Raw genomic sequence first — 24,553 nt, 5'->3', positions numbered from 1 at the left:
AGTGCGCTCAATCTACTCAGTAACACACTGTTTGTGTAAAAGCTGAACCTTGGCTGCACGTTAAAGAACGTCGGTTACATGCCCCGCTTTAGAAGATCGAAGTGTGGGTGCAAAAGCGCATATCTCAGGCACATAGGGACATAGCTGCATCACCCACCCTTCATATAGGGCATCACGACAACCTCGCTGTCGGGCTTCACTGGCGTGAACCAAGAGTTGCGATAGACAAGCCCGTCCACTGCAAGAGACACGCCCCGGTCGATCACCGGGGCGAGGGCAGGGTGGGCGGCGCGCAGGCCGTCAAGCACCTCCTTGAAGGTGCTCGCCTCGATTTCGACGGTCTCAACCCCGCCGGCAAGCGCGCGCATGGCGCCGGTCAATACGACCTGCACCATGCCCGCGCCCTCTCAGCCCTTGGCCATTATCGCGGCGAGCAGCTTGGGCGGCGACATGGGCAGCTCGGTCATCCGCGCCCCAATGGCGCGGCTGGCCGCATTGGCCAGTGCCGCGAGCGGCGGCACGATTGGCGTCTCGCCAACACCGCGCACGCCGTAGGGGTGGCCGGGATTGGGGATCTCCAAAATCACTGTGTCAATGCTTGGCAGGTCCGATGCCACGGGGACCCGGTAATCAAGGAAACCCGCATTCTCCAGACGGCCATCCTCGCCATAGATATACTCTTCGTTGAGCGCCCAGCCGATGCCCTGCACCGCGCCGCCCTGCATCTGTCCTTCGACATAATCGGGGTGCACGGCCTTACCCGCATCCTGGAACACGGTGTAGCGCAGCACTTGGGTGTGGCCCGTCTCCGGGTCCACCTCCAGATCGGCGATATGCACGCCAAAGCTGACACCCGCGCCCTCGGCGTTGACCTCATAGTGACCCGCAATTGGCCCGCCCGTATCCGAAGCACTTGCGGCAATTTCTTCAATGCTCATCGGATCAAACGCGCCCGCGTTGGGGCCGGAGGGTTTGGCACAGCCATCCTCCCAGACCACGGCATCGGGGTCGATCCCCCAGACTTTCGCCGCGCGTTCGCACATCACGCGGATCGCGGCCCGCGCGGCTTCAATGGTGGCCAGACCCACGGCAAAAGTAACGCGCGAGCCATCGGTCACGTCATTATGGCCGAGGCTGTTGGTATCGGCCACGATGGTGCGGACCTTCTCGTAAGGGATGCCAAGCTCTTCGGCGGCCATCATGGAGATCGCCGCGCGCGAACCGCCGATATCGGGATTGCCCTCGGTGATGCCCACAGTGCCGTCGAAGTTGAGGTTCAGCGACACGCATGTGTTGCCGCCAAAGTTGAACCAGAAGCCGCAGCTGATGCCGCGCCCTTGGTTCTCGCCCAGAGGCGCGCGGTAATGGTCATGCTCCAGCGCGGCCTGAAGCGTTGCCTTGAGGCCGATCTGGTCAAACGTGGGGCCATAAGAACTCTTGGTGCCCGCATCGGCGGCATTCAGCAGCCGGGTTTTCAGCGGATCAAGACCCAGCTCTTGGCAAAGCTCATCGACCACGCTCTCGACGGCGAAAATCGCCATTGGCGCTCCGGGCGCGCGGTAGGCGGCCTCCTTGGGGCGGTTGGTCAGTACGTTCCAGCCTTGGGTGCGCACCGCGTCCAGATCATAGGCGGCAAAGGCCGATTGTGCGCCCATGCTGACCGTCTCGCATGGAAACGCGCCGCCCTGATAGCGCAATTGCGCATCGGCGGCGGTGATCCGGCCCTCATTTGTCATGCCGATTTTCACGTCGATGGAGGACGAACAGGTCGGCCCCGTGGCGCGGAATACATCCTCGCGGGTCATCACGATCTTCACCGGGCGGCCTGTCTTGCGGCTCAGCGCCAGCGCAACAGGCTCGATGAATACGGTGGTTTTACCGCCAAACCCACCGCCGATTTCCGAGGCCGTGACGCGCAGCTGGCTTGTGGCCATGCCCATTATCCCGGCACAGAGTTCGCGCACAAAATACTGACCTTGGGTGCAGCACCACAGGTCCGCCTTACCATCCGTGCCGACCGAGGCAAGGCAGGCATGCGGCTCGATATAGCCCTGATGGGTGGCGGCGGTCTTGAAACTACGGCTGATGATTTTGTCGGCCTTGGCAAAGCCTGCGTCGAGATCGCCATGGCCAAATTCCTGCATCGTGGTGACGTTGGGATGGCTGCCTGCGGGCACGCTTTCATCCGCGCGGCCCTCCTGCACCACCGGCGCGCCGTCGGCCATCGCCGCATCCACATCCGTGACGTGGGGCAGGGGCGTGTAGCTCACCTCGATCAGCTTGAGCGCCTTTTTGGCCGTCGCCATGTCGATGGCGGCAATGCCCGCGACCGCGTGGCCGTGATAGAGCACCTTGCCGCGCGCAAGGCAGTTATCCTGCACATCGCGCAGAGATGCATCCTCGGGCACACCCAGATCATCGCAGGTCACGACCGCTTTCACACCCGGAAGGGCAAGCGCTTTGGATGCGTCGATCTTGTCGATGGTCGCGTGGGCATGCGGGCTGCGCAGGACAAGCCCGGTCAACATGCCGGGCACGGTGATATCGGCGCCATACATCGCGCGGCCCGTAACCTTGTCCACGCCGTCAGGGCGGGGGACACGTGTGCCGACAACTTTGAAATCGGCCTTTGTCTTGGAGATGAAGTTCATGTCATGCCCCTCTCATTTCTGCGGCTGCGATCTGCACAGCCTTGATGATTTTGTCATAGCCCGTGCAGCGGCACAGATTACCCGCGAGCCAATAGCGGATCTCGGTCTCGCTCGGGTCGGGGTTGCGCTCCAGAAGGTTCTGCGCCGCCACGAGGATACCGGGGGTGCAAATGCCGCATTGCAGGGCGGCATTGTCGATGAAGCTTTGTTGCAGCGGATGCAGCGTGTCGCCGGTGCTCATGCCCTCGACTGTGGTGATCTCGGCCCCGTCAGCCTCGGCCCCCAGCACGAGGCAGGAGGCGACGACGCGCCCGTCCATCACAACGGTGCACGCCCCGCAATCGCCGGTGCCGCAGCCTTCCTTGGCGCCGCTCAGGCCCATCCGGCCGCGCAGCGCGTCCAGCAGCGTCTCGTCGGGCGGGCAGATGAATTCCATCTCATCGCCATTCACTTTGGTCGATACATGTATGTTTTTCATGTGTTTTCTCCGGCTTTTTTGGCACGTGCCATGGCGATATGCGCCGCGCGTCTGACGAGAACCCCAACCACCTGAATGCGGAACTCGACCGTGCCGCGTTTGTCGCTGATCGGGCTTGCCGCCGCGCGGGCGGCGGCGACCATGGCGGCCTCTGCCTCCGGCTCAAGCTTGGTGCCGATGATGGCCGCTGCGGCCTCTTCCACCAGCCGCACCTTGGGGCCAACCGCGCCGATGGCTATGCGCGCGGCCTTGATGGTGCCATCTGCGGCCAACGCGATATTCACCCCGGCATTGGCCACGGCGATGTCCATTTCGGTGCGCGGAATGAAACGCAGATACGCGTCCGACGCGCCTTTGGGACGCGCAGGCAGGAACACGGAGGTGACAAACTCACCCACCTCCAGTGCGATCTTGCCGGGGCCAAGGGGAAACTCTTCCACGGCCAAGTCGCGTACGCCATTTGGCCCCGCGATCCGGGCCACAGCACCCGCGGCCATCATCGCGGGCACGCTATCAGCGGCGGGGGAGCCGTTGCACATATTGCCGACCATGGTGCAGCGTCCCTGCACTTGGGTGGAGCCGATAAGCTCAACGGCCTCCACAACGCCGGGCCACATGGCAACAGCGCCTGCGTGTTCGCCCAGTTGCTGACCAGAGACGCCCGCGCCGATGCGCAGCCCGCCATCTTCCTCGGCGATCTCGCGCACCTCGGCCATATGCTTGATATCGACGATCATCTGCGGCTCGATCATGCCCGATTTCATTTGTACCAGCAGGTCTGTCCCCCCGGCCAAAACGCGGGCCGCTCCAGCATTTTGGGCCAGAAGCGTCGCCGCCTCGGCGGCGGTTTGCGGTTTCATATATTGCATCGCTGGTTCTCCCTTGCAGGTTTCCCTGGCTCGAATTGTCTTTTTTATATAGCGTAACCTACCGGGTTTTTCGCCACTGTAAACGGGCATAGGTCATAATTTGATCATGTTTCCGGCTGCGGCGGTGCCATGCGCCGCATTTGGGCGCAAAAGCTACGGTTTCGCCGCGCGCAAGTCCCTCAAAGCGCCCTGCATCGCCGCGATCATCGCATCGCGCCGGGCGCATAAAGCGGCATGATCCTCGCCCTCTGCGGCCTCGGCAGCCCCCTCCACGATCATCTTGATCGTGGCGTCATCGAGATAGGGCTGGCCCAGATCGTCCCACCATCCGTTGAACGTGTCCCGGAAATGATCGCAAAATGCCTGCATCCCGCCGGGCCCTGCGCCCAAGGAAAACAAGGTTGTCGGCCCCATCGCCGCCCACCTCAGGCCGGGCCCCGCGCTCATCGCGCGGTCCACATCCGCGACCGTGGCCACACCCGTTTGCACCAGATGGATCGCCTCGCGCCACACGGCGGCCTGAAGGCGGTTGGCCACATGACCCGGAACCTCGCGCTGCACGCGGATCGTGGTCTTGCCAATATCTGTGTAGAAGGCTTCGGCGGTCTCGATCACGCCCGGCGCGGTGCGGTCGTTGCCCATCACCTCAACCAGCGGGATGAGATGCGGCGGGTTGAATGGATGGCCAAGGATAAGGCGCGCGGGATCAGGGCAGCCCGCCTGCATCTGGCTCAGCGTGAGGCCGGAGGCGGAGCTTGCGACAATCGCATGCGGGCTGAGCGCGGGAGAAATCTCGGCAAAGAGTGCATGTTTTACAGGTAGCCACTCAGGCACGTTTTCTTGTACAAAATCAGCGCTTTCCATAGCAATCTTCGCGTTGTCGTGGAATGTGATCCGCCCCGGATCACCGCGCGTGGTCAGGCCAAGCTGCGTGAGCGTGGGCCATGCGAGCTCGATATAGGCCCGTGCCGCCGCCTCGGCCCCCGGTGATGGGTCGTAGACGGACACGCTGCGCCCCGAGGCGAGAAAGAGCGCAGCCCAGCTTGCGCCGATCACGCCCGCGCCAAGGATCGCTGTATGGGTGACCTCCATCAGAACAGCCCCGGATTGATCGGTGAGGCGGCCGTCATGCCGCCATCGACGGTGAACATCTGCCCCGTGGCAAATCCGGCGGCATCGGAGGCCAGCCAGACCGCCATTGCGGCCACGTCCCGAGGGTCGCCGAACCGGCGCGCGGGGTGGCGGGCGAGCGCATCGGCGCGGGCGGCCCCCGGATTGCGCGCCAGATCAAACCCCGCCTCCAACATCCCCGTATTGATCCAGCCGGGGCAGATCGCGTTGCACCGTAGGCCCGGTCCGTGATCAACGGCGATGGAGCGCGTCAGCCCATGCACAAAGGCCTTGGACGCATTGTAAAGCGCCATGGCCGGGTCGGCATGCTGTGCGGAAATGGACCCGATGTTGAGTATGACGCCTGAAGGCATGAAAGGAATAAACGCCCGGCAACAGTTGAACACGCCCCGCGCATTGACACCCATCACAAGGTCCCAATCGGCATCGGTGCTGTCCATCACCGTCTTTTCCACCTGCACGCCCGCATTGTTCACGAGGATGTCGAGCCAGCCCACCGCGTCGGCCAATTCCGCCACATCGCCGGGATCGGCCACATCGACGCTGTGCCATGTCACCGCCTCCGGCAGCCCCTCGGGCCGTGCGCCGCGCCCACATGTCGTGACGTCTGCGCCTTCGGCCAGAAATGCCTCGACGATGCCGCGCCCGATGCCTTGGCGGCCCCCTGTAATCAACGCAGTTTTTCCCTGCAATATCATTTCTATACCCTCACAACTTCATCTGCTGCACTTGCGCGCTGAGGCCCCCGTCGAGCACCCAAAGCTGGCCTGCGGCATAGCGTGCCTCATCCGAGGCCAGCCACGTGACGAGGTTGGCGATATCGTCGGGCGTGCCGTAATTGCGCATGGGGTGCACGTCGCGCACGGCCTGTTGCAACTGGTCAATCGTTTGCCCCGCGCCGCCCGAACCATCGCCCTCAAAGAAGCTTTGCAGCATCGGCGTGTCGATATAGCCGGGGCAGATCGCGTTCACGCGGATGCCTTCGGGCCCATGATCGCAGGCCATGGCGCGGGTGAGCGCGTGGACCGCACCCTTGGTCGCGCAATAGGCCGCAAGGCCGGGATCGGCTATGAACCCGTCATAGGAGCCGAAATTGATCACGCTGGAGGTGGTCCCCTCTTTGGCGGCGGCCCGCAGCAAGGGCAGGGCGTATTTGCTGGTCAGGAACGTGCCGGTGACGTTGACCGCAAAGCTGCGGTTCCATTCCTCAAGGGTGGTGTGCTCGATGGTCTTCTCGATCTCGATCCCGGCGGCGTTGACGAGGATATCAAGCTTGCCTGCCTCGCGGCCCACACGCTCCATCGCGGCGATCGCATCGGTCTCGCAGCTCACATCAAGGCGCACGAAATGCCCTTCGGCCTCGTGGCTGGGTAGCGAGCCGCCCTCGCTCAGATCGGCGGCATAAACATCGGCACCTTCGCGCAAAAACCGCGCAACGATGGCGCGGCCAATCCCGCCGCGCGCCCCGGTGATCAGGGCGGTCTTGCCTGCTAATCTCATGCGGTCTGCTCCGCAATTGCGGCATAGGCATCCAGAACCAGACCATGAAAATGATGCACCGCGTGCTCGGATTTGCCCGACCCGCCCGGATCGCTGACGATGCGGCCTTGGGTGAAGGCGGGCGTGCTCATCCCGCGCTGCACCGATTCCACAAGGCCGATATCTTCGACCTGAAGCACCTCATCGAGATATCGCATCGCGTCTATTTCCATCGCATCGGGTTCGGGCGTTTCAAGGAAGAAATCATAGGTCTCCAACGTCCGGTCCGGCCCCATTGGGATCACGTTGAGGATGATGATGGACGACCGGCCCGGATAGCGCATGATGCAGGTCGTGGGCCAAAGCCACCAAACCGCATGGGTGCGCACCGTGGCGTTCGACACATCATAGGCGCTGTTGGTGCCGTTGCCCGCCTCGGCCATATGCGATGAATAAATGCCATGCGTGGTCACCTTGTAGGTGTCCATATCCACCAGATCGCAGAAATCCTTATGTGCAGTGGGGCAGTGGTAGCATTCCAGAAAGTTATCGATGACGTTTTTCCAGTTGGACTTGATATCATAGCTCAGCCGACGCCCGAAAGTCAGGCTGTCAATATCGGGCGCCCAGTGGCGGATCTCGGTTTCCAGATCGCCGGATTGTGCAGCAAGGCCAGAGGCTTCTGGATCGAGATTCACGTAGATAAAGCCGCAGAACTCTTCGACCTGCACGGCGTCGAGGCAGATATCAGAGGGGGTGAAATCCTCCAGATGGTCCGTCTCGGGCGCGCGGACAAGCTGCCCGTCGAGTTTGTAGACCCATGCGTGATAGGGGCACATAATCCGGCTCGTCACACCCTCGCCGCTCAGAAGCTCATGGGCGCGGTGCTTGCACACGTTATAGAAGGCGCGCAGCACACCCTCGCGGTCGCGCACCACGGCGATGGGCTGCCCCGCCACTTGGAGCGCCACATAACTGCCCGGCGCGCGCAGTTTTTCCACATGGCACACCCATTGCCACGTGCGCGCCAAAACCGCGCGCAGATCGGCGTCCCACCATTTGTCTTGGGTATAGGCATCGGCCCGCAGCGAGAGGCTCCGCGAGGCGTTTTCATCATATCCGGTGCGGATCGTATCAAAGTCATTTGGGAGGGCTGGCTGGGTCATGGCGTCTCTCGCGTGAAGGGGTCTGCTTGGATTTTGCCGCAGGGTGTGCGCCCCAATTATGCGCAGATCGCCGTCAATTATACATTACCCGCCATCTCGCGCGAGGGCTGCGCGGTGCATGGGCCATGCGCGAAACTCAAACGGGACGCGCCCCTCAACCCGGTCGCGCCGGGGCGGCATCCCAAACCGCGCGCGATAGGCGCGGCTGAAATGCACCTGACTGGCAAAGCCGGAGGCCAGCGCGATCTGGCTCATCGGCATCTGGGTCTGGGTGACCAGCCCGCGCGCCCGGTCCAGCCGGATGTCTCGGTAATAAAGCGCGGGTGTCTTTTTCACATGCGTGGCGAAAAGGCGGTTCATCTGCCGGTGCGATACGCCACTACGCGCGCAAATGTCGGCAATGCTCAGTGGCTCTTCCAGATGTTGCTCCATAAGAGCTATTGCCCGGCGGACGGGCGAGGGGGCAGCGCTGCCGATAGGCTCCAATGGTGCAGGGTTCTGGGCGGTGCCGGGGGGGCGCACGGATTGGTGGAAAAGATAGCGCGCCGCCGCATTGGCCAGCGCATTACCTTTCAGCCCTGCAATGATATGCAGCGCGAAATCCATCGATGCCGCCCCGCCCGAACAGGTGATGCGCGGCCCGTCAAAGACGCAGATATCCTCACTCAACTCGATGCGGGGAAACATCTCACCAAACGCGTCCATATGCTCGTAATGCACGGTCGCACGACGTCCCTCCAGAAGCCCCGCCTGCGCCAGCAGGAACGCCCCCGTATCAAGCGCACCAAGCGTTGTGCCGCCCCGTGCCCACCGCCAGAGCGCACTGCGCAAGCCCGCGCTGCCATGGCGCTCGGGTGTCCAGCTTGTCGAGACTATGACAAGATCACGCCGTTGCGCGGATACCTCCGACAGGGCCTTGGTCCGCACCTCCATTCCGTTGGAGGCAAGCACTGGCCCGCCGCGCTCGGAAATATAGTCCCACGCAAAATAGCTGGCCCCGTCCAGATAGTTGGCTGCGCGGAACGGATCAATGAAGCCCGCCGTGGCCGCAAGATTGAAGTGCGGGGTGACGAAGATAGTTACCTTGCATATTCCGGCGGATGTGTGTTCCATACGGCCATTGACGCATAAACGGCGTCTGAAACAATAAAATTCTGCCTCTGAGCGGTCGCCATACTAGGCGCGTAAAAACAAAAACAATTGGGAGACTAACATGAAAAATTTGAGCTTTGGCCTTGCCTTTGCCCTCACCGCCAGCACGGCGCTTGCGTCGGATATGGGCGCTGTGGACGAGCCGATCCGCCTCGCAATGAACGAATGGACCGGCCAGAACGTGACCACACATGTTGCAGGCGCAATGCTGGAGGAGGCGGGCTACACGGTCGAATACGTGACGGCAGGCTACATGAACATGTATCAGGCCATGGCCGATGGTGAGCTGCACGCGGCGCTTGAGATATGGTCGTCCAACGTGTCGGATGATTACGCCAAGAAGATCGAGGAAGGCACCGTGACCGAAATCGGTGATCTGGGCCTCGCCGCGACCGAAGGGCTGGCCTATCCCGCCCATGTCGAGGAGCTTTGCCCCGGCCTGCCCGCGTGGGAAGCGCTGAAGGAGTGCGCCGTGCAATTCGCCACAGCCGAGACCATCCCAGCGGGCCGTCTTGTGGATTACCCCGCTGACTGGGGCACACCCGGTGCGGACCGTCTCACGGGTTTTGATCTGCCGTTCAAGGCTGTGCCTGCGGGCTCCGAGGGCGCTCTGATTGCCGAGCTGCGCGCATCGGCGGAGAAGAAATCCCCACTGCTGATCACCTTCTGGCAGCCCCATTGGGCCATGTCCGCCTATGATGTGCGCTTTGTCGATGTGCCGGTGGGCGAGGCTGCGTGCTTTGAGGATGCAAGCTGGGGTCCGAACCCAGATGCGATCAATGATTGTGGCTTTGCACCCACGCGCGTGTTTAAGGCGACATGGTCCGGCTTTGCGGATAAATGGCCAGCCGCGGCCGAGATCCTGACCGGGTTCCAGATGGACGTGGCAGATCAGCAGCCCTTGATGGGCCAGATCGACGTCGATGGCGCCTCGGTTGAAGAGGCTGTGGGCGCGTGGATGGAGGCCAATGAGGGCAAGTGGAAGCCCGTGGTCGACGCGGCGGTGAACTGAGCCACGCGCATGACGCAACCAACTGACGAGAATGCCCCGGCCATTTCGTGCCGGGGCGTTTGGCAAGTCTTCGGCTCAAACGCCAAGCCTGCGCTGAACAAGGCGCTGGCCGAGGGCGGCGGCGTGGCCGAAACTCTGCGCGCGCAGGGCCTTGTGCCTGCGGTGCAGGACGCGAGCTTTGACGTGGCGCGGGGCGAATTGTTTGTGATCATGGGCCTCTCGGGCTCGGGCAAATCGACCATCGTGCGCTGTATCTCGCGCCTCATCGAGGCAACGGGTGGGCAGATCGACATTGATGGTGAGGATATCCTCAACGCGCCCAAATCCCGCATGACCGAGCTGCGCCGCCGCAAGCTGGGCATGGTATTTCAGCATTTTGGCCTTTTCCCGCATATGAGCGTGGCCGAGAACGTGGCCTTTCCGTTGAAGATGCAGGGGCAGGGCAAGCGCGAACGGGTGGAGCGCGCGCATGAGGTGATCGAGCTTGTGGGCCTTGGTGGGCGCGAGGCGTCCTACCCCCGCGAGCTGTCGGGCGGGCAGCGGCAGCGCGTAGGGATCGCCCGCAGCCTCGCTGTGAACCCCGATATCTGGTTTCTGGACGAGCCGTTCTCGGCGCTTGACCCGCTCATCCGGCGCCAGCTTCAGGATGAGTTCATCAATATTCAGGCCACATTGCGCAAATCCATCGTGTTCATCACCCACGACATTGCCGAGGCGCTCAAGATCGCGGACCGGATTGCCATCATGCGCGATGGCAAGATCGTCCAGATCGGCACGCCAACCGAGATCGTGCTGCGCCCGGTCGATGATTATGTGCGCGAATTTTCCAAGGATGTGGTCAAGGGCCGTCATGCGCGGATCAAATCCGTCCTGCGCCCCGCCGAAGGCGCCATACGCGCCGCCGATGATCCGGGCCTGCGCGAGGATATGACCCTTGAGGATGCGCTTGCCGCGTGTATTTCGCGCTATGAGCCTGTGCCAGTCTGGGGCAAAGATGGCACCCAAGTGGGGGTCATCCACCCCTCTGATCTCGCCGCCGCCCTTCAGGTGGACGAGACGTGAGCGCCCCCGAGATCAGCCTGACGGATTCGGCGGCCCCGCGCAGCCTCACCCCCGGCACATGGGCCGCGATTGTGGTGCTGGCCACGGGCGCTTTGTGCATGCTGCTGGGTCCATCCATGCCATGGCTGGTGCAATATCCCGGTGCGTGGACCATCCCCGCGACCGAATGGATCGGCACGGGTCTTGGCGGGTTTCTGGAGCTGATCAAGCCCGTGATGCGGGTCTTCTCGGCGACCCTTGGCTATCCGATGGATTGGGCCAATGTGTTTTTCTCCTGGCTGCCATGGCCGGTGTTCATCGCCGCTGTGACGGCGCTTGGCTGGTTCGTCGGGGGCTGGTCTTTGGCGATTCTGAGCCTCTCAGGCCTCGGGTTCGTTCTGATCTCCGGCTATTGGGTCGAGAGCATGAATACGCTGTCTTTGGTGGCCGTGTCCGTGCCTCTGGCGCTGGCGCTTGGGGGTGCGATCGGCCTTTTGGCCAATGAGGTGCCGCGCGTCAAATCTGCCATTCAGACGGTGATGGACGTGATGCAGACCGTGCCGACCTTCGCCTATCTCACGCCGCTTCTCTTGCTCTTTGGCTTTGGCCCCGTGGTGGGCCTTATCGCCAGCGCGATTTACGCAGCACCGCCAATGGCGCGCAATGTCATGCTGGGCCTTGAGCGGGTCGAGAGCGATATCAAGGAAGCCGCCATCATGTCCGGCGGCACCCGCGCGCAGCAGCTTTTTCTGATCGAGATCCCTTCGGCCAAGACCCAGATCATGGTCGGTGTGAACCAATGTATCATGGCGGCCCTCAGCATGGTCATCATCGCCGCCGTGATCGGCGGGTTCAACGATATCGGCTGGGAAGTCCTTTTGACCATGCGCAAGGCGCAGTTTGGGCCGGCGCTTCTGGCGGGGCTCGTGATAGTGGCATTTGCCATCGTGATTGACCGGATCAGCGGCCAGATGGCGCAGGAGCGGCAACGCTATGACCTGCGCGTGGCGGTTGCGATCTTCGGGATCGGCATCCTTGTGGCCTTGGTTCTTTACTCAAGCCTGCCATCCCCGTCGGAATTCGCCCTGCTGACCCCCACGGCCCAATGGCTGGACGAAGGCCTCAGCACGTTCACCCGTGAAAACGGCTTGGCGCTGGACGGGTTCAAGAACACGGTGATGTTCTATGGCCTCTTGCCCATCAAGATTGGGCTGGATGGGGCCGTGCTGCCCTTCACGTGGGGTTTTCAGTGGACCGGGGCAATGTCGCTGTGGTTTCTCGGGGCGGCAGCCGCCCTCGGCGCTTTGGTCGCACTCAGCGGGCGGGTGACGCTCGGCCTGATGCTGTTGATCTTTGCGGGCATGCTGGAGACGGGCATTGCGCAATTGCCGTGGCCTTTCGTGCTGATCGGCGCAGGCGCAATTGGTTGGGTCGCGGGCGGTGTGCGCTTGGCGCGGTTTGCAGTTTTGATGCTGGCGGCTGTGCTGATCTCGGGGCTGTGGGACAGGGCGCTTTTATCGCTCTACCTGTCTGGTGCCGCGGTGCTGACATGCACGGTCGTGGGCGGCGGTATTGGCCTTGCCTGCGCGCTCAGCCCAATGCTCTGGCGCGTCATGCGCCCGGTCTGTGACATGCTCCAGACAATCCCGCTCTTCGTCTTTCTCATCCCTGTTATGATGGTCTTCCAAATCGGTGAGTTCTCGGCCTTTCTGGCCATCTGCATGTACGCAATCGTCCCGATGATCCGCTACACGCGCCAAGGCCTCATCGACACACCGGAGGAGCTGATTGAGGCCGCAATCTCGTCAGGGGCCACCACATGGCAAACCCTCGTGCAGGTCCGCGCGCCTTATGCCGCGCCCACGATCCTTTTGGGTCTGAACCAAACGATCCTTTACGCGTTTGCGATGCTGGTCATTGCGGCCCTCATCGGCACCACCGGGCTGGGGCAATCTATTTTCCTGGCGCTGGGGCAGGCGGATGTGGGGCTTGGGATCGCGGCGGGGGCGGCGATGGCCATTCTCGCGCTGGTGGCGGACCGTCTGGTGCAGGGCTTCGCGGCAGAGCGGCGCAAGGCCCTCGGTCTCTAGGCCCTTCAGATCAGGCTGCTGACCGGCGCATCGGGGGCGATCCCCATATCCCCGCGCAACGCGGCGCGCGCACGCGCCAGCCGCGACATGACCGTGCCTTTGGGCACACCCGTAAGCGCCGAGAGCACGGCAGGGCTTGTCTCGCCCGACGCCACCAGACGGATAAGCCGGGCCTGATCTGCGGGCAGGCGTTCAATTGCCCCGGCCACATCACGCAGGGCCAGCGCGCCAAAAACGGCGGGGTCCACGGCGGGGCTGGCGCAGTCCTCCAAGGCCTCCATCGGCAACCGGCGCAGCCCTTGGCGATAGAGGTTGCGCAGGCTGGTGCGGGCATAGGCGCGCAGATCGTCCACCTCCGCCACCTCCGCGCGCCGCCGCCAGAGGCGCAAGAGGACCTCCTGCACGAGGTCCTGCGCCTCAGCCTCGCTGCGCGCAAGCCGCCGGGCCAGCCGCATCAGATCACCGCTCAGATCGCAAAACGCCTCGGTGAGAGGGGCGTGGGTCGGGAGGCTGGGGCAGGGCATCGGCTCGGGCTCCTTATTGGGTGTCGGTATGGGATGTCTGTGCGCGCGACCCTGCGCCCGTGCAAAACTCCCGACAATCCCGGGGCTTTCCGCCTATCCCTCCGCAAAGGGCGCAAACCCCTCTTTTTGGGCGGCAGAGCGCCGAAGCCTGCGGCCTTTATGAGCGGCGCGCTGCCGCACATCCCACCCGGCACAGGTGTGAGGGATGCACACCCGCCCCCATGCGTCCTGTGATGTGAGGGCCGCATAACGGGGCCTTCCATACAGCAACGATAAAAATCGGAGATCTGACATGACAAAATTCATCGCACTGACCCTCGCCCTCGGCGCACTCGCCAATTCGGCAATCGCCATGAGCGATGGAGCGGTTGAGATCGATGCCAATGGCGACGGGCTGATGACAATGGACGAGGTGCAGGCCGTCTACCCCGAAGTCACCGCCGACACCTTCAGCCTGATTGACACCAATGGCGATGGTGCCCTCGACGATGCCGAAATGGTCTCAGGTCAGGAACAAGGCCTGATCCCGACCGCGACAGACGGCTAAGCCGCCGGAGTGACCGACCCCTCAGGGCCTGTGCTGGTCTCTTCCTGAGCAGATTACGGACCTGAGGGAAAATGAGGCGCGCCTGTGTGGCACAGGCGCGCCTCAGCTATTTCTAGGGGTGTTTGCCTCAGGGGGCTGCGCGGCGGAGCATCCCGAAGAGGTCGCGGGGATCATCCGGATCGGCCAGAAGGTCCAGATCGTGGTAGAACGCGGTGTCCTTGATCACGGCCCGCACATAGCGCAGGGCGCTGAAATCCTCGATAGCAAAGCCCACGGAATCAAAGAGCGTTATCTGACGCTCAGAGGTGCGGCCCTTGGCGGTGCCGGTGATCACCTGCCAAAGCTCGGTTACGGGATGATCCGCCGCAAGCTGCTGAATTTCGCCCTCGATGCGGGTCTGCTCGGGGAATTCCACGAAGATGTCAGAGCGGTGCAGGATCTCGGCGGCAAGCTCGGTCTTGCCGGGGCAATCGCCGCCGATGGCGTTGATATGCACGCCCGCGCCGATCATGTTATCGGTGAGGATCGTCGCACATTGCTTGTCGGCGGTGCAGGTGGTGATGATCTGCGCGCCCTCCATGCTTTGCTCGGCGCTGGTGCATTCCACAACTGTGAGGCCCGTGCCGCGCAGGTTCGTAGCGGCTTTTTTCGTGGCCGCAGGATCAATATCCCAGAGGCGTACCGTATCAATCCCGCAGATCGCCTTCATCGCGAGGCTTTGAAACTCGGACTGCGCGCCATTGCCGATCATCGCCATGGTGCGTGCGCCTTTGGGGGCCAGATGCCTGGCCACCATCGCCGACGTGGCGGCAGTGCGCAGCGCCGTCAGAAGAGTCATTTCGCTGAGCAGCACCGGATATCCGTTGCTCACATCCGCCAAAAGACCAAAGGCTGTAACGGTTTGCAGGCCTTCCTTCATGTTTTTGGGGTGGCCGTTCACGTATTTGAAGCCATAAACTTCGCCGTCCGACGTGGGCATAAGCTCAATCACGCCCTCGGCAGAGTGGCTGGCCACACGCGGGGTCTTGTCGAAAAGCTCCCAGCGGTGGAAATCCTGCTCGATTGCATCGGCGAGACCGATCAGCATTGGCTCAATCCCGATATGGTGGACGAGCTGCATCATGTGATCGACGCTGACAAAGGGCACGAGGGCCTTGTCAGAAGGAAAGAGATTGGTCATGGGAGGCTCCTCAGACAGGCGTTATGAAAAGGCGCGGGTGGTGCGGTCGAACACGCGGCGGCCAAGGGCGGAAGCGGCCAGATCGACCATGACTTGCGCGGTGCGGCCACGCTCATCCAGGAACGGGTTCAGCTCAACCAGATCGAGCGAGGTCATGAGGCCACTGTCGCAGATCATTTCCATCACCAGATGCGCCTCGCGTATGGTGGCCCCGCCCGGCACGGTGGTGCCTACTGCGGGGGCAAAGCTCGGGTCGAGGAAGTCGACATCGAGCGAGACATGCAGCATGCCATTTGCGGCTTTCACATCCGCGAGAAACGCGGCGAGGGGGCTGGCGATCCCGGTCTCGTCGATCCGGCGCATGTCGTGATAGCGGATCGCAGTCTTCTGTAACATATCACGCTCGGGCGCATCGACGGATCGCAGGCCCAGCAGACAGATGTTTTCATGCGGCACAGGGTGCGTCACCTCGGGAAAGCCGTGGAACCCCTCGCGCCCGGTGACATAGCCCAGAGGCGTGCCATGCAGGTTGCCAGATGCGGTGGAGGCGGGCGTGTGGTAGTCGCTATGTGCATCCAGCCAAAGCACAAAGAGCGGGCGATCTTGCGCGGCCGCATATCGCGCCGCCCCAAGGACAGAGCCAAGCGCCAACGCGTGATCACCCCCAAGGAATACGGGCAGGCCGCGCGGCAGGGTCTCTTCGGCGCTGCGGGCGAGGGCGGCAGTCCAGCCAATCACCTCGGCAGGTGCGTGCAGATGATCGGGGAGCGTGGCGGGGGCCTCGGCGTCATCCGGCACGATATTGCCAAGATCAACAGCGTTGTGGCCGAGATCGGCAATCGCCGCCTCAATCCCCGCCACGCGGTAGGCATCCGGCCCCATGAGACAGCCCTGCCTGGTCTTGCCCGCATCCATGGGCGCGCCAATCAGAAAACAGGTTTTGGGGGTCATGGCGTGCTCCTCGCTTGTGTTTGAGGTACTGTGCTGCGCATTTAGGGTGTATGGAACTGCGCAAAATGCACGATCCGCACAAGTGCTGATCAAATCGGAGGCAAATATGACCGAATTGGACGATACGGACCGAAGGCTGATCTCTGCCCTGCGCCATAATGCCCGCGCGGCCCTGTCTGATCTGGCGCTGGAGCTGGGTATTTCGCGCACCACGGTGCGCGCGCGGATTGAGCGGCTGGAGCGGCGGGGCGAGATTGTGGGATACTCGGTCGTGCTGCGCGGGGACGTGGCGCGTGATCCGGTGCGCGGTTTGATGATGCTGGGGATTGAGGGGCGCGGGACCGAGCGGGTGCTGCGCCAGCTTGGGGGCTTGAGCGCGGTGCGCGCGGTGCATTCCACCAACGGGCGTTGGGACGTGATCGTGGACATCGGGACAGCCTCGCTTGAGGCGTTTGATGCGGTGCTGAGCCAGATCCGGCGGCTGGAGGGGGTGGCGACGAGCGAGACAAGCTTGCTCCTCAGCACGCGCAAATCGAGCGGTTAGGGGGCGCGCTCGGTCCTTACAGCCCGCCCTCGGGGGCAAGAGTTGCGCGTAGGCGGTCCTGAAAATAGGCGACGCCCTGTTCATGGTGCGGCGACAGGGGCCCGGCGCGGTATCCGCCACTTTTGTAGTTCTTTTGGGTCTCAAGACAGACCTCGAAATCCTCGCGGATCACTTGCAGATTGTCCTCGATCGTCTTGGTGCGCGCGGCCTCTGTCGCGTCTGAGGTATCGGTGAAGTAGAAATTATAGATCAGCTCTGTGCGCTGGTGATCAATCGGATTGATCCGCGACGTGTTCATACCCCCTTCAAAAAGCGAGAGGGTCCAGTTGGGCCACATCCACATCCATTTGCCACGGTAAAACAGCCCCTCACGCGGCGGCGCGCTCATCCGCACCAGACCATCCAGCGCGACCGTCTCAAACGCCTCAAACTCAATCGCGCGGTGAAAGGCGGGGTGGATGCCGGGGATGTGGTAGCCCTCGACAAAATTGTCGGTGTAAACCTTCCAGTTGGCGTCAAAGATCAGACGCTCTTCATGCACCCATTGATAGGTCTCCATCGGTTCGGGCGCGAGCTCAGCCTCGGTTGCGCCAAGTTGCTTCTCAAACGGCATTTCGGGGTCAATCGCCACGAAGAGAAGCCCGCGCCAGATATGCCACGCAACCTTGTCGAGCGCCCAGTCCTCCATCTTGAAATCCGCGTCATCGCCCCACCACGGCACGTTCAGGAGCGCGCCATCATCGCCCCAGACCCATTGGTGATAGGGGCAGCGGATCGTGTTGCAGCGCCCTGTGCCCTCGGGCAGAAGGCGCGCGCCCCGGTGGCGGCAGACGTTGCGATAGGCGCGCAACCCGTCCTTGGCGCGCACGACAAAGACCTTTTGGCCCGCGATCTCTACCGCGATGTAATCGCCGCGCTGTGACAGACGCGAAGCGGCGCCCAGAAGCTGCCAGCTGCGCGTGAAAATATTGGTGACATCGCAGGCGTGGATATCGGGGCTTGTATAGTGGTGCGGATCGAGATTGAGCATGGGCCAACGCTAGGACCGCGCTGGGGTTTGCGTCAAGCGCTCTTACACAGGGCGAGCGCCCAAATGGCTGCCAGCACCAGCGCGGCCAGCATATTCCAACTGGCCATCGACAGACCCACGAGGGACCAGACGACCTCATCGCATTGCACGACAAGGGCGGGTACATCGAGGCTGAGCATATCGGCCCCCGATCCACCCAAGCCCCCCGCGCCGCCAGCGCAGGAGGCGGGGCCGTCCCACCATCCGCGCTCAACGCCCGTATGATAGCCACCGATCCCGGCGGTGGTGAGCGCCGACAGAAGGCCAAGCCAAAGCCAGATCGCGCCGCCCAGAGCCAATGCGAAAACGCCAAAGGCCACTGCCGCCGCATGGGGCCAGCGCTGCCACAGGCACATCTGGCAAGGGGCCAGCCCGCCCAGATGCTGAAACCCGAACGCGGCCAGCAGCAGCACGAGCGAGCCACCAGCGGCCAGCAGGATAAGGCCGCGCCGCCCGAGCATCACAGGAACTTCAGCAGGTAAACCCCGCCCGCCAGAAGCACGACAAAAAGCGTGAACATAAGGCCCAGCCGGCGCTCAATAAACTCTTTGATGGGCGCGCCGAACTTCCACAGAAGGGCGGCCACGAGGAAGAACCGCAGGCCGCGCGCAAGGATCGAGGTGAAGATGAACATGCCGAGCGACATGCCCGTCCAACCCGACATGATCGTGATGACCTTGTAGGGGAAGGGGGTGACACCGGCGACCAGAACGGCCCAGAACCCCAGATCATTGAAGCGTGTGTTGAACTCTGCCATCGCATCGGCCTTGCCGAGCGCGGAGAGAATGGGCTGTCCGATCTGCTCATAGGCAAGCGCGCCGATGGCATAGCCCAAAAGCCCGCCCAAAACGGACGCGGCCAAAGCCACACCGGCGATCAGCCAGGCCCGGCTGGGCCGCGCGAGGATCATCGGGATCATCAGGACATCGGGTGGGATGGGAAAGATCGAGCTTTCGATGAACGCCACGAAGGCCAGCACCCAAAGGGCCTGCGGATGCTCGGCCATACGCAGCATCCACTCGTAAAGGCGTCTGATCATTCGGGCGGTCCTTTTGGGTGACTGTTCGGGTAGAGCATGGTCGCTAAGCTTGGCTGGGTCAAACCATGCAGGGGCAGGGCGGTCAAGCCCGGCGCGGCTCTGACCGGGTGTAAACGCTGCGGGGATAAAAACCGCACTGGCGGGTCTGGACGGGCCTGCACGGCTTCGCTAAGCAGGGCGCGTGCCCATGTGGCGGAATGGTAGACGCAGGGGATTCAAAATCCCCCGCCGCGAGGCGTGCCGGTTCGAGTCCGGCCATGGGTACCAGGCACATCAATTTGGCCGGTTGCGGCATTCCCCGGTTGACGGTGTTCTGGCAGCCCAAGAGGGCTCAAGACATATTCCTGAATATGGCTGTTTACTGGGCCGCAAACATGGCGTCTGTCTGGCTAAGCGGTCTCAGAGACTCTTGGCGTGCTCACTTGGAACGTGGCGTGATCAAGGCAATCGTGCCGATCCCCCAAAACCGCTACCAGCTTGAGCGCCTGTTTCACTGATTCGGCGCTGTCGAGTTTCCAGATCGTGGTCAAAGCTGACAAGTTTGAAGGATTGACTGAAATTCAGCGACGAAAGATCTGCCGTTGTTTGTTCATAGTTAACGCATTTTCTTGTGTGACCCTTTTGGCGGTGTGCAGGACAAAGTGCACAGTCATAGGTTGTTTTTACCATAAGATAATCTTCGCCAAAGTCCCTTTATAAAGCTTAAATTTGAACTTCCGACTTATCCACAGGATGAATTTCAATCTCTTTAAACGTGCATTTTCTGAAGTCACAATGTCGCAAAATAGCCCAGTTTTTGACGCGTTGACGAACTTGTCCACGCCGATTTTTCTTTCTGGCTCACGGTACCTGTCATAGAAAAGTGCAGCCCAACTGGGGGGCGATGTTTTTGGTCACGGGGGCGACCGCACGGGACACGCATTATTTGATGCGGGAGACGTGTGATCGCCATGTTGCTTAGCGATGTGATGAACGCGCGAAAAAAGCAGGGTTGAACCTGCAAGGTGGTGCTCAATTAAGCTCTCACCATTCTCCCCCATTTTAATATGCGAGGCCCCCGTGATGGTCGCTCTGTGAGTGCAGGCATTATCGGCGGCGTTTTGAATGAGACCGCGTTTATGCGGCACGCCGGAAACGGTTGTGTATTTTGGAGAGTAGCATGGCGATTGACAGAACAGATACTGGTGCGGGCGTTTATGATGGCGACCAAAACGATAATCTGATCGATGCAGCCGCGGGCCCCGATGCCGATGGTGATATGATCGATGGCGGTGATGCATCTCTTCCCGGTGAGACAGGTGATCAGGACATCGTGAATGCGGGCGACGGTGACGACACTGTCTTTGGCGGCGCAGACGATGATGAGCTTTTTGGTGGCGCGGGCGACGACGAGTTGAATGGCGGCGCGGGCGACGACTTACTGGCTGGCGACCGGGACACAACAGACAATCTCGGCGGCGGGCGCGAGGCTTTCCGCTGGAGCGAGGCACCCGATCCCGATGGCGCGGACGGCACAGCCGGTATCGACAATGGCGATGCGCTGGACGGCTTTACGCTGAACACTGGCAATGTGGATGTGACATTCTCCTCCACCACCACCGGTGCGAACAATCCGACGATTTTTGCTGATAACTTCCACCTGGTTTCAGATGTTGTTGATGATGGTTCTGGTGTGAACCCCAATTCCTCGCTCGACAACGTGCTGGGCGGCGCGGGCAACAGCTCCGAGTATACGCTGGATTTCTCCGCCCCGGTTGAGAACGTGTCCTTCCGCATCAACGATGTCGACGGTGACGGCGTTGTGACCGTCACGGCGATTGGCCCCGACGGCCCGATCACCGTGACCCTCACCGCCGGTGCGAATGTCACTTTGCTGGACACCGATAGCGTGGCTGGTGCGGATACCGCAGACAGTAATGGTGGCTACGGCCCTGATACGTCGCAAGCTTATTCGGTGCTGGTCGATATTCCCGGCCCAGTTTCGCAGATCATTGTTGAGCATGCGCAGAACGGCCCTGCTACATCGGGCATCAAGCTTACGGACGTTTTCTTTGACACGGTTCCCGTAATTGCCGAGGGCGATGACACGCTGAACGGCGAAGAGGGGGACGACATCCTGATCGGCGAGGGTGGCGATGACGTGCTGACCGGCGGCGAAGGCGCTGACGATATCCAAGGCGGCGATGATGCTGACCTGATCATGGGCGCCACTGGCGGTGACACGATTGACGGCGGTGCGGGTGGCAATGACGATGATACGCTTGATCTGCGCGATAGCGGGCCGCTGCGCATCGTTGACGTGGTGGATGACGCCGATGGCAATTCAACCAGCGGCACGATTGAGTTTCTTGACCCTGAGACCGGCGATGTGACGGGAACAAGCACGTTCACCGAGATCGAAAACATCCTACTTCCTGCTGCAAACGCGGCCCCCGTCGCAGGGGATGATACCGCATCCACCGTCGAAGATCTGGCGACGGACATCACCGTGCTGGGCAATGATAGCGATGCGGATGCAGGCGACACGCTCAGCGTCATCTCCTCAACCCCGAGCGCGAATGGCGGCACGACGTCGGTCAATGCCGACAACACCATCGCCTATACCCCGCCTGCGGGCTTTGTCGGCACCGATACATTTGAATACACGGTTTCCGATGGCAATGGCGGCACGGACACGGCCACAGTCACGGTGGTCGTTGCGGAGGACAGAGCGTTTCCCGATGGGATCGTATCCGGCACGCCGGGCGACGATGTGATCGACCTGCCCTATACAGGCGATCCCGATGGCGACCGTGTGGACAATGACGACAGCCTGATCGGCACGCCTACAGGCACCGATGATGATATCATCGAAGCGGGTGATGGCGACGACACTGTGCGTGGCCGTGATGGCGACGATACGATTGACGGCGGCGCGGGCGACGACAGCCTGCGCGGCGACGATGGTAATGACAGCCTTGATGGTGGCGCAGGCGACGATACGCTGCGCGGCGATGCGGGCGACAACACGCTTGTCGGCGGCGAAGGCGATGATAGCCTGATTGGTGGCCCCGGTGCGGACAGCCTGATTGGCGGCGATGGTCAGGACACTGCCCTTGGCGGTGGTGGTGATGATTTCATCGACACGAGCGCACCTTTGACAGGTGCGAACACACCTTTGACAAGTGCGAACACACCTCTGACAGGTGCGAACACACCTCTGCCCGATGATGGGTTCAATGGCACACCTTTCGTGCCCGCCGATACCGACCCCGACAATGATCGCGATCTGGTTGCTGGCGGCGCTGGCAATGACACGATCTTCACTGGCGATGATGCCGACACCATCACTGGCGGCGCGGGCGATGATGTGATCGACGGCGGTCTGGATGATGACGAGATTGAAGGCGGTACCGGTGACGACGAAATCACCGCAGGCGAGGGCAGCGATACCGTGTTCGGCGGCGATGGCGATGACACCATCTTTGGTGGGGTTAACTTGGCCGGTGCGAACATCCCTGATGCAACAGACCCTGAGCTGGACAATGGTGATGACTTCCTCGACGGCGGTGCTGGCGATGATGTGATCTTTGGCGAGGATGACAATGACACCATCCTCGGTGGCGATGGCAATGATACCATTGATGGCGGCATCGACGACGATGAAATCCGTGGCCAAGACGGCGATGACAGCATCCTTGGCGGGGACGGCAATGATGACATCCAAGGCGGCAACGGTGACGATATCATCGAAGGCGGCGATGGCGACGACACGATCGAGGGGCGCGCCGACAATGACACGATCATCGGTGGTGCCGGTGCGGATGACATGTCGGGCGATACCGGGCGTGATACGTTCATCATCGGCAGCGCGGCAGACGGCTTTGGCGACAATGCCGATGGTGGCTCGGGCGGCGATGACTTTGACACGCTGGACCTGACGGGTGCCGGAGATTTTGAGATCACAGGCCAAACGGTTGATCCCGATGGCAACTCTACCAGCGGCACGATCAACTTCCTCGATGCACCTGGTGGGGCCGTTACAGGCTCCATGACGTTCCAGGAAATCGAGCGGATCATCCCCTGCTTCACGCCGGGCACCAAGATTGCGACACCCAAGGGTGAGCGTCTGGTCGAGGACCTTGAAGTGGGTGACAAGGTCATCACCCGTGACAACGGGCTTCAGGAGATCCGCTGGGTTGGTCGCCGGGACTTGGAAGGGCGCGAGCTTCTTCAGGCCCCGCAGATGAAGCCGGTTTTGATCGGCGCAGGCGCCTTGGGCCGTAATCTGCCTGAGACAGATCTGCTGGTCAGTCCGAACCACCGGGTTCTGATCAACAACGAGAAGTCGGCGCTCTACTTCGAGGATCGTGAGGTTCTCGTGGCGGCCAAGCACCTGACTGATCTAGAAGGGGTGGATACGGTTGATACGGATGCCGTGACATATATCCACTTCATGTTTGACCAGCACGAGGTCGTGCTTTCCAACGGCAGCTGGACCGAAAGCTTCCAACCCGGTGAGCAGACTTTGGGTGATATGGACACCGAGCAGCGCGAGGAGATCTATATGCTCTTCCCCGAGCTGCGCGATGCGGACGGTATTGCAGCGTATCAGGCCGCACGCCGATCGCTGAAAAAGCACGAAGCGAAGCTTCTGACGAGGTAAGCCTTTGCAGCAGGGTCGGGCCCGGCTCCCATGTTGGGGGGCGGGCCGACCCGTGGAATCGGTCGCGGGGGCTATATCGGTTTCGAGTGGGAACAATCCCGGCATTTTGCCGGGATTGTTTCGTTTTGGCTGGCAATAAGGCGGCATACAGTGCGTTATGGTACGTCATTTACGCCAATATGCGCATAAGTATTGGGAATTCTTTTTGAGGCAATTTCCGCCCCTACATAAATAATATGTAACAGATTGTCGGCTCTGCCCCTGACGGCGCTGGGATGCGGCTTCATTATTATGGTGGAGAAGATAACCATGGCCACGATGCTCGGAAGTTCAGGGAATGATACGCTGCGCGGCACCCATAAAGACGATCTGAACATCGGGTTTGATGGTGCAGATCTGCTTTACGCGCGGCACGGCCGTGGACACGCCGCGAGGCCTGCACTCGGTGGAGGATGAGGATCTGCACCCCTGCGACACGGCCATCACCCGCGGCAAGTTTATTCGTGCGCTGAGCCATGCGGATTTGAAGCCCGCGCGCGGCTTGCGTCCAGTGCTTATCAAGGCGGGAGGGTTGGGCGAGGGTATGCCGGACCGCGATATGATGGTCAGCCCCAATCACGACATGCTTCCCACGACAAGTGAGGCCGAGATGATGTGTGATGAGCGCTGGGCTTTGGTCGCCGCTAAGGATCTGACCGGGCTGCGCGCTATGCGGCGCATGATGCCTGATGCTGGCACGACCTATGCCCATGTGATGTACAACCGCCACAAGGTGCTTCTGGCGGATAATGTCTGGAGCGAAAGCTTTCAACCCGGCGCGCAGGCGATGCAAAGCGTGAGTGCTGCGCAAAAGGCTGAAATATTGGAGCTTTTCCCTGAGCTAGCCGATGGTGACACCGCAGGATTCGGGGCGGCGCGCGTGTCGTTGAAATCACGCGAGGCGCAAGCCTTGCTTGGTGCTCCTGCGCGATGAAGTCCTGCTAGA

22 protein-coding genes and 1 tRNA gene are annotated in these 24,553 nt (G+C 61.7%); 8 read left to right on the top strand and 15 right to left on the bottom strand.

Going from position 1 to position 24,553, the window contains the following annotated elements:
* Positions 1 to 149 precede the first annotated feature (149 nt).
* From KUD11_RS12870 to KUD11_RS12830, 9 genes are all read right to left on the bottom strand, one after another.
* Positions 150 to 395, bottom strand: coding sequence for a MoaD/ThiS family protein (locus tag KUD11_RS12870; protein WP_109384312.1), 246 nt, complete (start codon positions 393 to 395; stop codon positions 150 to 152).
* A gap of 12 nt (positions 396 to 407) precedes the next feature.
* Positions 408 to 2,651, bottom strand: a complete 2,244-nt coding sequence (locus tag KUD11_RS12865; protein ID WP_109384313.1) for a xanthine dehydrogenase family protein molybdopterin-binding subunit — start codon at positions 2,649 to 2,651, stop codon at positions 408 to 410.
* Between the two features lies 1 nt (position 2,652).
* The gene (locus KUD11_RS12860; protein ID WP_109384314.1) at positions 2,653 to 3,129 is read right to left on the bottom strand and encodes a (2Fe-2S)-binding protein; all 477 of its coding nucleotides are present in this window, start codon (positions 3,127 to 3,129) and stop codon (positions 2,653 to 2,655) included.
* Positions 3,126 to 3,998 (bottom strand): FAD binding domain-containing protein, encoded by an 873-nt coding sequence (locus KUD11_RS12855; protein ID WP_109384315.1) that lies wholly within the window; start codon positions 3,996 to 3,998, stop codon positions 3,126 to 3,128. The genes KUD11_RS12860 and KUD11_RS12855 overlap by 4 nt, the downstream gene beginning before the upstream one ends.
* Positions 3,999 to 4,151: 153 nt before the next feature.
* Positions 4,152 to 5,090, bottom strand: a complete 939-nt coding sequence (locus tag KUD11_RS12850; RefSeq protein ID WP_109384316.1) for a 3-hydroxyacyl-CoA dehydrogenase NAD-binding domain-containing protein — start codon at positions 5,088 to 5,090, stop codon at positions 4,152 to 4,154.
* On the bottom strand, positions 5,090 to 5,827 hold the full coding sequence (locus KUD11_RS12845) for an SDR family NAD(P)-dependent oxidoreductase (RefSeq protein WP_109384317.1): 738 nt from the start codon (positions 5,825 to 5,827) through the stop codon (positions 5,090 to 5,092). Before KUD11_RS12845 ends, KUD11_RS12850 begins: the two co-directional genes overlap by 1 nt.
* A 10-nt stretch (positions 5,828 to 5,837) precedes the next feature.
* Entirely contained in the window at positions 5,838 to 6,629 is a 792-nt protein-coding gene (locus KUD11_RS12840; protein ID WP_109384318.1) for an SDR family NAD(P)-dependent oxidoreductase, read from the bottom strand.
* Positions 6,626 to 7,774 carry an aromatic ring-hydroxylating oxygenase subunit alpha gene (locus KUD11_RS12835; RefSeq protein WP_109384319.1) on the bottom strand — a complete coding sequence of 383 codons (1,149 nt, stop codon included), beginning with the start codon at positions 7,772 to 7,774 and terminating at the stop codon, positions 6,626 to 6,628. Before KUD11_RS12835 ends, KUD11_RS12840 begins: the two co-directional genes overlap by 4 nt.
* An 84-nt stretch (positions 7,775 to 7,858) precedes the next feature.
* On the bottom strand, positions 7,859 to 8,887 hold the full coding sequence (locus KUD11_RS12830) for a GlxA family transcriptional regulator (RefSeq protein ID WP_109384320.1): 1,029 nt from the start codon (positions 8,885 to 8,887) through the stop codon (positions 7,859 to 7,861).
* A gap of 100 nt (positions 8,888 to 8,987) precedes the next feature.
* Here KUD11_RS12830 and KUD11_RS12825 point away from each other — a divergent pair, with 100 nt between their 5' ends.
* The 3 genes from KUD11_RS12825 to KUD11_RS12815 are packed head-to-tail and all read left to right on the top strand — an operon-like array spanning position 8,988 to position 13,069.
* On the top strand, positions 8,988 to 9,938 hold the full coding sequence (locus KUD11_RS12825) for an ABC transporter substrate-binding protein (protein WP_109384321.1): 951 nt from the start codon (positions 8,988 to 8,990) through the stop codon (positions 9,936 to 9,938).
* Positions 9,939 to 9,947: 9 nt separating this feature from the next.
* Positions 9,948 to 11,000, top strand: coding sequence for a quaternary amine ABC transporter ATP-binding protein (locus KUD11_RS12820; RefSeq protein WP_109384322.1), 1,053 nt, complete (start codon positions 9,948 to 9,950; stop codon positions 10,998 to 11,000).
* Positions 10,997 to 13,069 (top strand): ABC transporter permease, encoded by a 2,073-nt coding sequence (locus tag KUD11_RS12815; protein ID WP_224380235.1) that lies wholly within the window; start codon positions 10,997 to 10,999, stop codon positions 13,067 to 13,069. The genes KUD11_RS12820 and KUD11_RS12815 overlap by 4 nt, the downstream gene beginning before the upstream one ends.
* A gap of 5 nt (positions 13,070 to 13,074) precedes the next feature.
* On the opposite strand, the gene KUD11_RS12810 is transcribed toward KUD11_RS12815, so the two are convergent.
* Entirely contained in the window at positions 13,075 to 13,593 is a 519-nt protein-coding gene (locus tag KUD11_RS12810; RefSeq protein WP_109384323.1) for an RNA polymerase sigma factor, read from the bottom strand.
* A 292-nt stretch (positions 13,594 to 13,885) separates the two neighbouring features.
* On the opposite strand from KUD11_RS12810, the gene KUD11_RS12805 reads away from it, so the two are divergent.
* Entirely contained in the window at positions 13,886 to 14,140 is a 255-nt protein-coding gene (locus tag KUD11_RS12805) for an EF-hand domain-containing protein (protein ID WP_109384324.1), read from the top strand.
* A gap of 127 nt (positions 14,141 to 14,267) precedes the next feature.
* Here the strand turns inward: KUD11_RS12805 and KUD11_RS12800 are convergent, their stop codons facing one another.
* Positions 14,268 to 15,320 carry an ornithine cyclodeaminase gene (locus tag KUD11_RS12800; protein ID WP_109384325.1) on the bottom strand — a complete coding sequence of 351 codons (1,053 nt, stop codon included), beginning with the start codon at positions 15,318 to 15,320 and terminating at the stop codon, positions 14,268 to 14,270.
* Positions 15,321 to 15,341: 21 nt separating this feature from the next.
* Positions 15,342 to 16,271 carry an arginase gene (rocF, locus tag KUD11_RS12795; RefSeq protein ID WP_109384326.1) on the bottom strand — a complete coding sequence of 310 codons (930 nt, stop codon included), beginning with the start codon at positions 16,269 to 16,271 and terminating at the stop codon, positions 15,342 to 15,344.
* Positions 16,272 to 16,386: 115 nt separating this feature from the next.
* On the opposite strand from rocF, the gene KUD11_RS12790 reads away from it, so the two are divergent.
* Positions 16,387 to 16,815, top strand: coding sequence for an Lrp/AsnC family transcriptional regulator (locus tag KUD11_RS12790; RefSeq protein WP_109387821.1), 429 nt, complete (start codon positions 16,387 to 16,389; stop codon positions 16,813 to 16,815).
* Positions 16,816 to 16,831: 16 nt separating this feature from the next.
* On the opposite strand, the gene KUD11_RS12785 is transcribed toward KUD11_RS12790, so the two are convergent.
* Genes KUD11_RS12785 through KUD11_RS12775 form a run of 3 tightly spaced genes read right to left on the bottom strand, consistent with a single transcriptional unit; the run spans position 16,832 to position 18,923 of the window.
* Positions 16,832 to 17,845: an aromatic ring-hydroxylating oxygenase subunit alpha gene (locus tag KUD11_RS12785; protein WP_109384327.1), complete on the bottom strand. Its 1,014-nt coding sequence runs from the start codon at positions 17,843 to 17,845 to the stop codon at positions 16,832 to 16,834.
* Between the two features lie 32 nt (positions 17,846 to 17,877).
* Positions 17,878 to 18,345, bottom strand: coding sequence for a disulfide bond formation protein B (locus KUD11_RS12780; RefSeq protein WP_109384328.1), 468 nt, complete (start codon positions 18,343 to 18,345; stop codon positions 17,878 to 17,880).
* Positions 18,345 to 18,923: a YqaA family protein gene (locus KUD11_RS12775; RefSeq protein ID WP_109384329.1), complete on the bottom strand. Its 579-nt coding sequence runs from the start codon at positions 18,921 to 18,923 to the stop codon at positions 18,345 to 18,347. Before KUD11_RS12775 ends, KUD11_RS12780 begins: the two co-directional genes overlap by 1 nt.
* A gap of 183 nt (positions 18,924 to 19,106) precedes the next feature.
* On the opposite strand from KUD11_RS12775, the gene KUD11_RS12770 reads away from it, so the two are divergent.
* From KUD11_RS12770 to KUD11_RS12760, 3 genes are all read left to right on the top strand, one after another.
* A tRNA-Leu gene (locus tag KUD11_RS12770) sits at positions 19,107 to 19,190 on the top strand.
* 892 nt (positions 19,191 to 20,082) lie between these two features.
* Complete coding sequence (locus KUD11_RS12765) at positions 20,083 to 23,568, top strand: Hint domain-containing protein (RefSeq protein WP_109384331.1); 3,486 nt, start codon at positions 20,083 to 20,085, stop codon at positions 23,566 to 23,568.
* Positions 23,569 to 23,953: 385 nt separating this feature from the next.
* Positions 23,954 to 24,541, top strand: coding sequence for a Hint domain-containing protein (locus tag KUD11_RS12760; RefSeq protein WP_109384332.1), 588 nt, complete (start codon positions 23,954 to 23,956; stop codon positions 24,539 to 24,541).
* The last annotated feature ends 12 nt before the right edge of the window (positions 24,542 to 24,553 follow it).

This window comes from Roseovarius carneus (genome assembly GCF_020141465.1).
GTDB lineage: Bacteria > Pseudomonadota > Alphaproteobacteria > Rhodobacterales > Rhodobacteraceae > Roseovarius > Roseovarius carneus.
Note: the sequence above shows the minus strand (reverse complement) of the source record. Positions and strands in the feature narration are given on the sequence as shown.

Bases quoted from the DNA above. Each gene is read 5' to 3' on its own strand.
- KUD11_RS12870 (WP_109384312.1), bottom strand. From the start codon at position 395: ATGGTGCAGGTCGTATTGACCGGCGCCATGCGCGCGCTTGCCGGCGGG.
- KUD11_RS12865 (WP_109384313.1), bottom strand. From the start codon at position 2,651: ATGAACTTCATCTCCAAGACAAAGGCCGATTTCAAAGTTGTCGGCACA.
- KUD11_RS12860 (WP_109384314.1), bottom strand. From the start codon at position 3,129: ATGAAAAACATACATGTATCGACCAAAGTGAATGGCGATGAGATGGAA.
- KUD11_RS12855 (WP_109384315.1), bottom strand. From the start codon at position 3,998: ATGCAATATATGAAACCGCAAACCGCCGCCGAGGCGGCGACGCTTCTG.
- KUD11_RS12850 (WP_109384316.1), bottom strand. From the start codon at position 5,090: ATGGAGGTCACCCATACAGCGATCCTTGGCGCGGGCGTGATCGGCGCA.
- KUD11_RS12845 (WP_109384317.1), bottom strand. From the start codon at position 5,827: ATGATATTGCAGGGAAAAACTGCGTTGATTACAGGGGGCCGCCAAGGC.
- KUD11_RS12840 (WP_109384318.1), bottom strand. From the start codon at position 6,629: ATGAGATTAGCAGGCAAGACCGCCCTGATCACCGGGGCGCGCGGCGGG.
- KUD11_RS12835 (WP_109384319.1), bottom strand. From the start codon at position 7,774: ATGACCCAGCCAGCCCTCCCAAATGACTTTGATACGATCCGCACCGGA.
- KUD11_RS12830 (WP_109384320.1), bottom strand. From the start codon at position 8,887: ATGGAACACACATCCGCCGGAATATGCAAGGTAACTATCTTCGTCACC.
- KUD11_RS12825 (WP_109384321.1), top strand. From the start codon at position 8,988: ATGAAAAATTTGAGCTTTGGCCTTGCCTTTGCCCTCACCGCCAGCACG.
- KUD11_RS12820 (WP_109384322.1), top strand. From the start codon at position 9,948: ATGACGCAACCAACTGACGAGAATGCCCCGGCCATTTCGTGCCGGGGC.
- KUD11_RS12810 (WP_109384323.1), bottom strand. From the start codon at position 13,593: ATGCCCTGCCCCAGCCTCCCGACCCACGCCCCTCTCACCGAGGCGTTT.
- KUD11_RS12805 (WP_109384324.1), top strand. From the start codon at position 13,886: ATGACAAAATTCATCGCACTGACCCTCGCCCTCGGCGCACTCGCCAAT.
- KUD11_RS12800 (WP_109384325.1), bottom strand. From the start codon at position 15,320: ATGACCAATCTCTTTCCTTCTGACAAGGCCCTCGTGCCCTTTGTCAGC.
- rocF (WP_109384326.1), bottom strand. From the start codon at position 16,271: ATGACCCCCAAAACCTGTTTTCTGATTGGCGCGCCCATGGATGCGGGC.
- KUD11_RS12785 (WP_109384327.1), bottom strand. From the start codon at position 17,845: ATGCTCAATCTCGATCCGCACCACTATACAAGCCCCGATATCCACGCC.
- KUD11_RS12780 (WP_109384328.1), bottom strand. From the start codon at position 18,345: ATGCTCGGGCGGCGCGGCCTTATCCTGCTGGCCGCTGGTGGCTCGCTC.
- KUD11_RS12775 (WP_109384329.1), bottom strand. From the start codon at position 18,923: ATGATCAGACGCCTTTACGAGTGGATGCTGCGTATGGCCGAGCATCCG.
- KUD11_RS12765 (WP_109384331.1), top strand. From the start codon at position 20,083: ATGGCGATTGACAGAACAGATACTGGTGCGGGCGTTTATGATGGCGAC.
- KUD11_RS12760 (WP_109384332.1), top strand. From the start codon at position 23,954: ATGGTGCAGATCTGCTTTACGCGCGGCACGGCCGTGGACACGCCGCGA.